The organism is Chondrinema litorale (genome assembly GCF_026250525.1).
Taxonomy (GTDB): domain Bacteria; phylum Bacteroidota; class Bacteroidia; order Cytophagales; family Flammeovirgaceae; genus Chondrinema; species Chondrinema litorale.
In genome coordinates this window covers 3259435-3272148 of sequence record NZ_CP111043.1, presented here as the reverse complement: position 1 = coordinate 3272148, position 12714 = coordinate 3259435, and the positions used below count along the sequence as shown (strand labels likewise).

The following is a 12714-nucleotide window of genomic DNA, read 5'->3' as shown; positions in this document are numbered from 1 at the left end:
AGAATCTAAGAAGAAAAAAGCTTGATAATATTCAGTTTATAAAATTATGCAAATAATAAGATACCCAGCCAAAAGTAATTGGTCTGAAATATTAGAAAGACCAGTAATGAACCTGGAAGAGGCAGAAGAAAAAGTAAAACCAATAATGGCTGCAGTAGAAGAGCATGGCGATAGTGCATTGAAAGACTTTACTCAAAAGTTTGACAAGGTATCTTTAGACAGTCTCGAAGTAAGCCGTTACGAAATTGATAAAGCCATTGAGCAGGTTTCTGAAGAATTAAAAGCATCAATCAGTATTGCCAGAAATAACATAGAGAAGTTCCATGTAATCCAAAAAGAACTGGTTAAGAAAGTAGAAACCATGCCGGGAGTTTATTGCTGGAGAAAAAGTGTAGCAATAGAAAATGTTGGCTTGTACATTCCTGGTGGTACAGCACCTTTATTCTCTTCAGTTTTGATGCTGGGTATTCCTGCTAAACTAGCTGGTTGCAAAGAGATCAGTCTATGTACACCTCCGGGAAAAGATGGAAAAATAAACCCGGTTATTCTTTTTACTGCTGACCTTGTTGGCATTAAAAAGATTTATAAATGTGGTGGTGCTCAAGCAATTGCTGCTTTTACTTTTGGCACAGAATCAATCAGTAAGGTTGATAAGATTTTTGGCCCAGGTAACCAATATGTAACTGCTGCAAAACAACTAGCTGCAAAATATGGAGTGGCTATAGATATGCCTGCCGGCCCTTCTGAAGTTGCTGTATTGGCAGATAGTACTGCGAATCCAAAGTTTATTGCGGCAGACTTACTTTCTCAAGCTGAGCACGGCATAGATAGCCAAGTAATTATGGTTACTAACGATGCCCAATTGGCAGCAGCTACTGAAGCAGAAGTAAAAAGACAAGTTGGCGAACTTCCAAGAAGAGAAATTGCTGAAAAAGCATTGGAAAACAGCAAAATTATTTTGGTAGAGTCTATCGATACTGGTGTTGAGCTTATTAACCAATATGCGGCTGAGCACTTAATTATTGCGATGGACAAAGCCGAAAGTATTGGAGAAAAAATCGTGAATGCGGGTTCTGTATTTTTAGGCCATTACACGCCAGAATCTGCTGGTGATTATGCATCTGGTACAAACCATACGCTGCCAACCAACGGCTATGCAAGAATGTATAGTGGTGTTTCTCTTGATAGCTTTTTCAAGAAAATTACCTTCCAGAATATTACAACAGAAGGGCTCAAGCAAATAGGTATTACTATAGAAAGAATGGCTGAAGCTGAGCAATTAGATGCACATAAAAAAGCAGTATCTATCAGATTGGAAGAAATCAGAAAAAAGTAACATGCCAACAAACACGTTTAATATAGAATCAATCGTAAGGCCTCACATCCTTAAACTAAAACCATATTCTTCTGCCAGAGATGAGTATACTGGCAAAAGTGGTGTTTTTCTCGATGCTAACGAAAACCCTTTTGGTTCGGTTAGTGGAGAAGCTTTTAACCGTTATCCAGACCCATTGCAAAAAGCTGTAAAGGAGAAACTTGCTATAATTAAAGAAGTAAAACCTGAGCAAATTTTTCTTGGTAATGGTAGCGACGAAGCCATCGACTTGCTATTTAGAGCATTTTGTGAACCTCAAAAAGATAAAGTACTCTTATTGCCGCCAACTTATGGCATGTATAAAGTAAGTGCAGATATTAATCTTGTTGAAACACTAGAGATTCCACTAACGACCGAATACCAACTTGATACAGAAAAGATTCTTTCTTTAATCGAAAAGGAAAACAAGGTTAAGTTAATCTTTGTTTGCTCTCCAAACAATCCAACAGGCAACCAGATTAATCTTGCTGAAATAGAGAAGATTTTAAATAACTTTTCTGGTTTAGTGGTAGTAGATGAGGCTTACATCGATTTTGCTCCTGAGAAAAGCATGGTGCATTTTCTGGATAAATATCCGAATCTTATAGTTCTACAAACATTTTCTAAAGCATGGGGAATGGCGGCCTTAAGAATAGGTATGGCTTATGCCAGTAAGCAAATTATCGACTTACTTAATAAGATAAAGCCTCCCTATAATATAAATCAACTTACGCAAGAAAAAGTACTCGAAGCACTAGATGCAAACGAACTAAGAAAGCAAAAAGTAGAAGAGTTAATTACATTACGCGAAAACCTGAAAAATGCATTATTAGAAATGCCTTTAGTTGAAAAGGTATACCCTTCTGATGCAAACTTCTTACTGATAAAAGTGCCAGAAGCAACTAAAATATATGATAAGCTAATTAAACAATTAGTTATTGTAAGAAATCGTTCTAGTGTAATATTATGCGATAATTGTTTAAGGATAACTGTAGGAACAGCAGAAGAAAATACAAAATTGCTTAAAGCATTGGCTGAAATTTAATTTAAACACTACATTTGATTCCTGCTCACCTCTTTTCCCAGATCTAGCAGGAACAATGGTGTATTTTTTAAGTTAATAGTATTATTCGTATTAATACTTTAATTTTTTCGATTGAATTTCATATAAGTCAATCTCTAATTGTATTTTTTAAAGAATTTACCTTAAATTTTATCCGTAAAAGTCATTTTTTTCGGCTAATTAACTAAAAGAAAATAACTGTTATGAAAAAATTATTTTTTGGACTGCTCATTACAATTCTAGCGCTCTCTTCATCATTAAAGGCACAAACTACAGACTTTATATTTTTTGATGGTTCTTATGAGCAATTACAGACTCGTGCTCTCAATTCAAACAAACCCTATTTTGTTTATTTCTATGCTAACTGGAGCCCCATAGCCAAGAAAATGAATGAAGAAACTTTCACTAATCAAAGCTTGGTAAGCTATGCACAAAGTACTTATCTAGGACTTTCAGTAGATGGTGAATCTATTCTTGATGGTGGTGAAGAACTTGCAAAAAAATACAATGTTTTATACTTTCCTTCAGTATTGATTTTTACTTCAGAAGGTAAGATGATGGCCAGACTATCTGGTTTTCAAACAGCTCAAGCTTTACAAGCTAAACTAAAGCAGTTTGAAAATGCTACAGGTACACCAGATATTTCTGTAAGCGAGGCAGAAAACCTTGCTGTTGCTAAAGAAAAACCAGGCGAATACTTATTTAAAGTTTCTGCTAAAACCTTAGACAGAAGAGGATACGGTGTTCAACTTGGAGTATACAGCAACTATAGAAATACTTTTATGAAGTTACTCGAACTTGAAGAAGAAAAATTCCATAAAAACACGATGGTATTTATTAAAGAGAGTGAAGATAACCAATTACAATATAAAATTATCTTAGGCCCATTCACAGATAAAACTCAGGCAGATACCTACTTTAAGGCTTTAATGAAAGACAAATATTATAAAGGTAGTGTACTTGTTGATTTGAGCAATCTGTAAAATTTATATATCAACAGAAAATCCTGTTCAAATACTTAAACAGGATTTTCGTGAATTAAACCGCTTCGGAATGACATTTGTGCGGAGTGTGATTAAGATTTTTTAGTCTAATTAAGCGATGAAGAAAAGATTATTTCAACTATTAGTTTTTGTTTTTTGCATTACCTGTATACAGGCAATTGCACAGGATACTGCAGATAAAGCTCCTGCAAACCTCTCAGAGGCATTTTCAGAATTAAAATCCAAGTCTACTGATTACGAAGATTATGAGGTAGTAAAGAAATTTAGACTCGAAAATTTCTGGAAGCAAATTAACGATACAATTACTGCAAAAGACAATGCCTATAAAGAGACTCTAACGGAAATAAAGTCTTTAAAAACTCAAATTAAAGACATGACTGCCAGTATGGAGCAAAAAGAACAACAGGTGGTAGACAGCCAGTACTTGGTAGACCATTTAAAGTTTTTGGGTATATCTATTAATAAAGATACTTATGTATTCGTAAACATATTTATCATTCTTGTATTAGCTGCTGTAATTGGTATTGGCTTCGGCAGATTTAAAGAAAATGAGAGAGTTACAACTACAAAGAAAAAAGAAGCTGTAGATGCAGAAGAAGAGTTAGAAGATTACAAAAGAAAATCTAAAGAGAAAGAGATGAAGTTGAGAAGAGAGCTTCAAACAGAGATAAACAAAAATGAAGAACTCAGTAAAGAAATAATTCAACTCAAGAAGAAGAAAACAACTTAATCTGAAGTATAAAAAAAGGGGCTCTCAAAAATTTGAGAGCCCCTTTTTTTATGTATTTTATTTAAAACCTTTAAGCAAATCTTTCATTTTCGTTTTTATTGCTCTTAGCAACCAGTGTGTTACCATAAATAATTCCGAGGCCTAAACCTATAAAGCTTACTCCAATATGGTTTACATGATTGGCAAAAGCGAAACCTCCTAAAAGCGCTCCCACACCAAAACACAAAGTTAAATAACTTGCAAAATGCGTATATGTTAATGGCTTTTCTGATGTAAATGCATCAGACCATTTAGGATACTCTAAAACAATCTGGTTGTAGATTGAATTTTTCTTGATTAAAAACGGTGTAAATACCCCTGCAAAAAATAATATTCCAACAGATGTAACAGACAACAACAACGGTTTGGTCTCTCCTATTGGAAATGCTAAGCCTAAAGCAAAAACAGCAACTAATACTAAAATCTTATTAATTCTTGAGTTCATAATTTCAGTAGTTTTGATAGTGGATTCTTCAAAATAACAACTCCTTCATACCAACTCGATAATAATTTAGCACAATATTAGGAAAGAATCAATACCTGTTTCAATATTTTTTTATCTGTGAGTATCTGCTTAAACGGTTTTAAAAGCCTATATCAATCATTAATCTTAGTTGAAAAATATAGAATAATCTAACCATCTGGCTTAAAAGAAAACCGCCAAACAAGCTCAATTTCCTATTTTTAGGTATTTTGCACCTATAAACACAGCTAATATTCGCATAGGCAAATATAAAATGGCCATTTTTTATCTAAAGTCAATACAGGAACTGACAATTGTCATAATTAAATGATTAAGACATTTCTAGTTTTGGGTACTTCACAAATAAAATTACTGACAAAAATTAAAATTAAAATTATGATTCCAACTCACATCGAACACATCGGTATAGCCGTCAAAAACTTAGATGAAGCAATTAATTACTACGAAGAAGTTCTCGGTTTAAAATGCTACAAAGTTGAAGAAGTAAAAGACCAAAAAGTAAAAACAGCTTTCTTCCAAGTTGGCCAAACTAAAATAGAACTACTCGAAAGTACACAGCCAGACGGCCCTATAGGAAAATTTATTGAAAAACGAGGCGAAGGTATCCACCACCTAGCATTTGCTGTAAACAACATTGAAGGATCTCTGCAACAGGTAAAAGAAAAAGGCGTGAGATTGATTGATGAAAAGCCGCGCAAAGGAGCAGAAGGTCTTGATATTGCCTTCCTTCACCCTAAATCCACTTTTGGAACTCTTACTGAATTTTGTGAAAAAAAATCCTGAACACAGGTAATGCCATGTCGAACGCAGAAAAAATAAAAGAATTAATAGAGAAACGTAACCTCGCCAGATTGGGCGGGGGTGAGAAAAGAATTGACGCTCAGCACGCCAAAGGTAAATTTACTGCTAGAGAGCGTATCGAAATGCTGCTTGATGAAGGCAGCTTCGAAGAATACGATATGTTTGTGACTCACCACTCAACAGACTTTGGTCTAGATAAACAGAAATTTTTATCAGATGGTGTTGTGACCGGACACGGAACTATAGATGGAAGGGTTGTATATGTTTTCTTTCAAGACTTTACCGTTTTCGGAGGGTCTTTATCTAAGGCATATGCAAACAAGATTTGCAAGATCATGGATCAAGCAATGAAAGTAGGCGCCCCCCTTATCGGTATTAATGATAGTGGGGGCGCTCGTATTCAGGAGGGTGTGAAAAGTTTGGCCGGTTATGCCGATATCTTCCAGAGAAACATTTTAGCCTCTGGTGTTATTCCTCAGATATCTGCCATATTTGGTCCTTGTGCTGGTGGTGCAGTGTACTCTCCTGCTCTTACTGACTTTATCATGATGACAGACAAAACCAGTTACATGTTTGTTACTGGCCCAAAAGTTTCTAAAACTGTTACTGGTGAAGATATTTCCGAAGAACAACTTGGTGGTGCTACTGTTCATGCTAACAAATCTGGTGTTACCCACTTTGTTGCAGACAACGAAGAAGAAGGCATATTGCTCTTAAGAAAACTGTTAAGTTACCTTCCTCAAAACAATCTGGAAGAACCGCCAATCACTCCTTGTTCAGACCCTATAGACAGATTGGATGATTCGCTAAACGAAATTATTCCAGAAAGTGCTAACATCCCATACAATGTGAAAGATGTTATCTACACGATTGCAGATGATGGTGAGTTCCTCGAAGTACACAGACAGTATGCTAGAAACATTGTAATTGGTTTTGCCAAGTTCAATGGTATGTCTGTAGGTATTGTGGCTAACCAACCAAACTACTTAGCAGGTGTGTTAGATATCGATGCTTCTAGAAAAGCAGCACGTTTTGTTCGCTTCTGCGATGCATTTAACATACCTATAGTTACTTTAGTAGATGTACCTGGTTTCTTACCTGGTAGTACTCAAGAATACGGAGGCATTATCTTACACGGAGCCAAATTACTATTTGCTTACGGCGAAGCAACTGTACCTAAAATTACTATCATTCTCAGAAAAGCTTATGGTGGTGCTTATGATGTAATGAGTTCTAAACACCTAAGAGGCGATCTTAACTATGCATGGCCATCTGCCGAAATTGCTGTTATGGGTCCTAAAGGTGCAATAGAAGTATTACACTTTAAAGAACTAAAAGCCATGACAGACCCTGCAGAGAGAGATAAATTTGTGGCAGCAAAAGAGAAAGAGTACAGAGACAAGTTTGCCAACCCTTACGAAGCAGCACAACACGGTTATATCGATGATGTAATTGAACCAAGAAATACTCGCTTCAGAATTATAAGGGCATTAACAACACTGGCAACTAAAAAGGATGTTAACCCTCCTAAAAAACACTCTAATATTCCGCTTTAATCAAACCCTGCAATGCATATTAATGCATTGCACAAAATTCAAATGCCATGAAATTCGATATCTCAGCTATCGGTACAGAACACATTTACATGACACTCATTGGATATTCCATTGTGTTTATGGCTCTTGTTGCGTTGTATCTGATTTTCGATAACCTACCTAAAGTACTTCTATTTTTAAATGGCTTATTCGAGAAAAAAACAGTAGAACAAAAACCCGCAGTTAGTAGCAAACACAATCTATCCGGAGCTGTAAATGCAGCTATTGCCACAGCACTCCATTTATATTTTGATGAATTGCACGATGAGGAAATCACTAAACTCACTATTAATAAAGTTTCTCGAAACTACTCTCCTTGGAGCTCTAAAATCTATAGTGTAATGCAATCTCACCTGCAACCTCAAACTAATAAATTCTCAAAAAAATGAAAAATTATAAATTCAGCATAAACGGACACACCTACGATGTTTTGGTTAAGTCTGTAGAAGATAATCTGGCTCAGGTAGAGGTTAACGGAACTCCTTACGAAGTTACTTTGGAAAAAGAGGTTAAAACAACCAAGACTCCTAAACTAGTAAGAGCCAAAACACCACAACCTACAGCAGCCCCTAAACCGCTTGCAAGTAATGCTTCAATAAGTAAAATTGATGCTCCCCTACCCGGTATTATACTAGATCTGCTTGTAAAAGAAGGTGACGTAGTGAAAAAAGAAGACACGCTACTAATTATGGAAGCGATGAAGATGGAAAACAAAGTACTCGCAGAAAAGGGAGGAACAATAAAAAGTATCAAAATTAAAGTTGGCGACAACGTGCTGCAGGGACAGCTACTTATTGAAATTGAATAACCAGTTAAGAAAAACAGCCTTTAGGGGTTGAAGACCATGGAAGGATTACACAAATTTTACGAGTTATCTGGATTTGCCAATGCCACACCAGGACACCTAGTTATGATTCTGGTAGGGATATTTTTTATCTTTTTGGCAATTCGTTATGAATATGAACCACTGCTGCTTGTTCCAATTGGGTTCGGCGTTATTATAGGTAACATACCTTTTACAGAAGGTGCCGGCCTAAACATTGGTATTTACGAAGATGGCAGTGTGCTAAACTACATCTACCAAGGGGTTTTAAAAGGAGTTTATCCTCCGCTTATCTTCTTGGGAATCGGTGCAATGACTGACTTTTCCACACTTATTTCGAGTCCAAGATTAATGTTACTGGGAGCAGCCGCTCAAGTAGGTATATTCCTTACTTTTCTTGGAGCTATCGCACTTGGCTTTAATGCTTCAGAAGCAGGAGCCATTGGTATTATCGGTGGTGCAGACGGACCTACAGCAATCTTTATCTCATCTAGATTGGCAAATGGTTTAAATGGAAATCAAAACCTTATAGGCCCTATCGCCATAGCAGCTTACTCTTATATGGCACTTGTACCAGTTATACAACCTCCAATTATGAGATTGCTCACTGGTCACAACGAAAGACGAATCAAAATGAAACCTCCAAGAACTGTTTCTAAAACAGAAAAAATGATTTTCCCAATTCTTGGTATGTTGCTAACAGGTTTTCTTGCACCAAGTGCATTACCGCTATTAGGTATGCTATTTTTCGGTAACCTATTAAAAGAATCTTTAGTTACCAACCGTCTGGCAGACACTGCCCGTAACAGCATGATTAACATTGTAACCATCTTACTAGGTGTTACAGTAGGAGCCTCAACTCAAGCCAGTGTTTTCTTAACACCTCAGTCAATGTTGATATTTGTTTTAGGAGCGCTCTCTTTCGTAATTGCTACCGCCGGAGGTATTTTGTTTGCCAAGTTTATGAACCTTTTCTTAAAAGAAGGCAACAAAATTAACCCATTGGTTGGTGCAGCTGGAGTTTCTGCAGTACCAGATAGTGCAAGGGTTGTACAACACGAAGGACTAAAATATGACCCTACAAATCACCTGCTGATGCACGCTATGGCACCTAACGTTTCTGGTGTAATCGGCTCTGCAGTAGCTGCCGGTATTTTGTTAAGTTTCTTAAATTAATTGAGACTTTTAAAAGTTTTAGAAAAATTATACATTCACTCGAATTTTAAAATATTCTGTATATTTTTTCGCAAAAATTAGAAAATATGAAAAATTTTATATCATTTTTTATAGTATTAAAAAAATTTATAGACTAGATATCACCATTTTTCATATAGAGCAACCTCAAATAAATTAAAAAAATTGTAAACTCATGAAACCTGACTTTAAGAACATAAGCTTTAAACAGTTGCTGGATAAGTCAGGAAGCAGAGCGAAACAGGACCTGGAAGCACTCCAGTTAAACAGTTGGGAAACCGCTGAGCAAATTCCTGTAAAACCTGCTTTCTCCAACAAAGATGTCAGCAATTTCGATCATCTGAATTTTGCTTCAGGAATCCCGCCATTCCTACGTGGACCTTACTCAACCATGTATGTAATGCGCCCATGGACTATAAGGCAGTATGCAGGTTTTAGTACTGCAGAAGAATCCAATGCATTTTATCGTCGAAACCTTGCTGCTGGCCAAAAAGGTCTATCTGTCGCTTTCGACCTTGCAACTCACAGAGGTTACGATTCTGATCACCCAAGAGTAGTTGGTGATGTGGGTAAAGCTGGTGTTGCTATTGACTCTGTACTTGATATGCAGATTCTTTTCGATCAGATTCCGTTAGACAAGATGTCTGTTTCAATGACAATGAACGGAGCTGTTATTCCGGTAATGGCTTTCTACATTGCTGCTGCGGAAGAACAAGGAGTTAAAAAAGAGCAGTTAAGCGGTACTATCCAAAATGATATTCTAAAAGAATTTATGGTGAGGAATACCTACATATACCCTCCTCTACCAAGTATGAAAATCATTGCAGATATTTTCGCCTATACTTCTCGTTATATGCCTCGATTTAACTCAATCAGTATAAGTGGATACCACATGCAAGAAGCAGGCGCTACAAATGATATTGAACTAGCCTATACCCTTGCAGATGGACTTGAGTACATACGTACAGGTTTAAAAGCAGGGCTTAAAATAGATCAGTTTGCTCCAAGGTTGTCGTTCTTCTGGGCAATTGGCATGAACCACTTTATGGAAATTGCCAAGATGCGTGCCGGAAGATTACTTTGGGCAAAAGTGGTAAAAGAGTTTGATCCTCAAAATGCCAAGTCTATGGCATTGAGAACGCACTCTCAAACCTCAGGTTGGTCTTTAACCGAGCAAGATCCATTTAACAACGTAGCAAGAACATATATAGAAGCTATGGGAGCTGCGCTTGGTCACACACAATCGCTTCACACCAACTCTTTTGATGAAGCTATTGCCTTACCTACAGACTTTTCTGCCCGTATCGCTAGAAATACTCAGAAATTTATTCAACAAGAAACCGACATTACAAAGGTAATTGATCCTTGGGGTGGTAGTTACTATGTGGAATACCTCACTCACCAATTAGCCCAAAGAGCATGGGAACACATGCAAGAAGTGGAAGAACTAGGCGGTATGGCTAAAGCGATTGAAAGTGGAATTCCTAAAATGCGTATCGAAGAAGCTGCTGCAAGAAGACAAGCCAGAATCGATGCAGGAAAAGATGTAATTGTAGGGGTAAATAAATACCTAAGCGATGACGAAAAAGAATTTGAAATTCTAGAAGTAGATAATAAAGCAGTATTACAATCTCAGATCGACAGACTTAAAAAGCTTAGAGCAGAAAGAAATGAAGACGATGTACAAGCTGCATTGCACGCTTTAACAGTTTGTGCTGAGAAAAAACAACAAGGTGGCGATGATCCTAATAAAGACGAAGAAAACCTACTTGCATTAGCAGTAGATGCAGCCAGAAAAAGAGCCTCACTTGGTGAAATATCTGATGCAATGGAAAAACCATTTGGCAGATACAAAGCTGTTATTCGCTCTATTTCTGGAGTATACTCTAAAGAAGCAGCTTCTGACGAAAGCTTTGCAGAAGCCCGTAAATTATCAGACCAGTTTGCCGAACTCGATGGTCGTAGGCCTAGAATTATGGTAGCGAAAATGGGACAAGATGGTCACGATAGAGGTGCTAAGGTAATTGCAACCAGCTTCGCCGACTTAGGTTTCGATGTTGATATGGGTCCATTATTCCAAACTCCAGAAGAAGTTGCAAGACAAGCAGCAGAAAACGATGTACACTTAATCGGTGCTTCATCTTTAGCAGCAGGTCACAAAACACTTATTCCTCAGTTGATAGACGAATTGAAGAAAATCGGAAGAGAAGATATTGAAGTAGTTGCTGGTGGTGTAATTCCTCCGAAAGATTACGATTTCTTATATCAAGCAGGAGTAATGGAAGTATTTGGCCCTGGAACTAAAATTCCTGTGGCAGCTAAGAAAATTCTAGAGAAAATGTTATTGGAACTACAGGAAGGTTAATCTTTCTGTAGCTACTACTCTGGAATGTGATTTTAATTTTGATAAAACAATTGCCTAAACATATTAAAAATGCAAAGCAACGAGTCATTGTCTTTCAAAGACTTCCAAGAAATAAACACGGAAGAATGGAAGAATAAAATCATTGCCGACCTAAAAGGAAAAGACTATGCAGAAAGTCTGGTCTGGCAGACAAAAGAAGGTTTTGAAGTAGACCCTTTCTATAACAGTGAAAACTTAGGTGAAGCTGAAAAAAATCTGGAAAGTATTCAAAACAGCCAGTTAAATACCGAAAACCCTGAATTTGGTTATCGTTACTGGTTTAATATGCAAAAAATTGTAGTAAAGGATTTGGAGATCGCTAACAAACAAGCACTTAAAGCACTACAAAATGGCGCTGAAGGTATTGTTTTTTACCTAGACTCTATACTATCTTCTGATAACCTAACTGTACTACTAAATAATATTAAAATGCAGTATTGCCCTGTGTCTTTTTACTTGAAAAAAGCATCAGGAGAACTATTGCAAAACCTGCTCAACTTCACTAAAAAAGCAGGAATAGAAAAAGAAAAAACTTCTGGTGAAATCATTTGCAACCTCTCAGAAACAAATGAAGTAGAGTTTTACAGTGTTTTCGAGCAGCTAAGTTTATTTCCGGGTTATAAGTTTCAGATAAACCTTGGCCCTTCTGAACTAAGTTACTCAGAAGAAACCGCAGATGTTTTAGCCAAAGTTGTAAAACTTACTGATTCACTAGTTGAAAGAGGTCTTACTGCAGACAAAGTACTCAAGCAAATTTCAATAGGAATTAATCTTCGTAATAATTACTTCTTTGAAATTGCAAGAATGAGAGCACTTCGCATGCTGTACACCGAAATTGCCAATTGCTATGAAGTGGAATACCAAGCATCTGATTTAACAATTAGTGCTTCTACCACTATTAAAATAGACGAGGCAACCAAAGAAGACCCTTATCTGAATATGCTATCTAATACAAGTCAGGCGATGTCTGGTATTATTGGAGGGTGCACTATGTTAACCATTTTACCTCACAATGAAGGCATTGAAGAAGTAGATGAGTTCTCTATGCACATTGCCAGAAATGTTTCTTGTATGCTAAAAGATGAGTCGTATTTTGATAAAGCAGTTGATCCTGCAGCAGGTTCTTATTACCTAGAAAAACTCACTACTCAGCTAGCTGAGAAAACTTGGGAGCTATTTCAGGTAAAAGCTTAATAACATAGAGTCTTAGTATTATCATTTTC

The 12714-nt window shown here is 36.7% G+C and carries 12 protein-coding genes; 11 read left to right on the top strand and 1 reads right to left on the bottom strand.

Annotated features, from left to right (window positions below; genetic code table 11):
• Positions 1–46 precede the first annotated feature (46 nt).
• From hisD to OQ292_RS13435, 4 genes are all read left to right on the top strand, one after another.
• Positions 47–1336 carry a histidinol dehydrogenase gene (hisD, locus tag OQ292_RS13450; RefSeq protein WP_284682651.1) on the top strand — a complete coding sequence of 430 codons (1290 nt, stop codon included), beginning with the start codon at positions 47–49 and terminating at the stop codon, positions 1334–1336.
• A complete protein-coding gene (hisC, locus tag OQ292_RS13445) occupies positions 1284–2399 on the top strand; it encodes a histidinol-phosphate transaminase (protein WP_348970583.1) in 1116 nt (371 codons plus the stop codon). The genes hisD and hisC overlap by 53 nt, the downstream gene beginning before the upstream one ends.
• Before the next feature lie 221 nt (positions 2400–2620).
• Positions 2621–3400: a thioredoxin fold domain-containing protein gene (locus OQ292_RS13440; RefSeq protein WP_284682649.1), complete on the top strand. Its 780-nt coding sequence runs from the start codon at positions 2621–2623 to the stop codon at positions 3398–3400.
• A 118-nt stretch (positions 3401–3518) separates the two neighbouring features.
• Complete coding sequence (locus OQ292_RS13435) at positions 3519–4151, top strand: hypothetical protein (RefSeq protein ID WP_284682648.1); 633 nt, start codon at positions 3519–3521, stop codon at positions 4149–4151.
• 70 nt (positions 4152–4221) lie between these two features.
• Here OQ292_RS13435 and OQ292_RS13430 read toward each other — a convergent pair whose 3' ends face one another.
• Positions 4222–4635 carry a hypothetical protein gene (locus tag OQ292_RS13430; protein ID WP_284682647.1) on the bottom strand — a complete coding sequence of 138 codons (414 nt, stop codon included), beginning with the start codon at positions 4633–4635 and terminating at the stop codon, positions 4222–4224.
• A 414-nt stretch (positions 4636–5049) separates the two neighbouring features.
• Between OQ292_RS13430 and mce the strand changes: the two genes are divergently transcribed.
• The 7 genes from mce to OQ292_RS13395 all read left to right on the top strand — a co-directional run bounded on the left by mce (position 5050) and on the right by OQ292_RS13395 (position 12685).
• Positions 5050–5457 carry a methylmalonyl-CoA epimerase gene (mce, locus tag OQ292_RS13425; protein ID WP_284682646.1) on the top strand — a complete coding sequence of 136 codons (408 nt, stop codon included), beginning with the start codon at positions 5050–5052 and terminating at the stop codon, positions 5455–5457.
• 14 nt (positions 5458–5471) lie between these two features.
• A complete protein-coding gene (locus OQ292_RS13420; RefSeq protein ID WP_284682645.1) occupies positions 5472–7031 on the top strand; it encodes an acyl-CoA carboxylase subunit beta in 1560 nt (519 codons plus the stop codon).
• Between the two features lie 47 nt (positions 7032–7078).
• Positions 7079–7459, top strand: coding sequence for an OadG family protein (locus tag OQ292_RS13415; RefSeq protein ID WP_284682644.1), 381 nt, complete (start codon positions 7079–7081; stop codon positions 7457–7459).
• Complete coding sequence (locus OQ292_RS13410) at positions 7456–7878, top strand: biotin/lipoyl-containing protein (protein ID WP_284682643.1); 423 nt, start codon at positions 7456–7458, stop codon at positions 7876–7878. The genes OQ292_RS13415 and OQ292_RS13410 overlap by 4 nt, the downstream gene beginning before the upstream one ends.
• A 36-nt stretch (positions 7879–7914) precedes the next feature.
• Positions 7915–9069: a sodium ion-translocating decarboxylase subunit beta gene (locus tag OQ292_RS13405; RefSeq protein ID WP_284682642.1), complete on the top strand. Its 1155-nt coding sequence runs from the start codon at positions 7915–7917 to the stop codon at positions 9067–9069.
• 193 nt (positions 9070–9262) lie between these two features.
• Positions 9263–11452, top strand: a complete 2190-nt coding sequence (scpA, locus tag OQ292_RS13400; RefSeq protein WP_284682641.1) for a methylmalonyl-CoA mutase — start codon at positions 9263–9265, stop codon at positions 11450–11452.
• Between the two features lie 69 nt (positions 11453–11521).
• Entirely contained in the window at positions 11522–12685 is a 1164-nt protein-coding gene (locus OQ292_RS13395) for a methylmalonyl-CoA mutase family protein (protein ID WP_284682640.1), read from the top strand.
• Positions 12686–12714 lie beyond the last annotated feature (29 nt).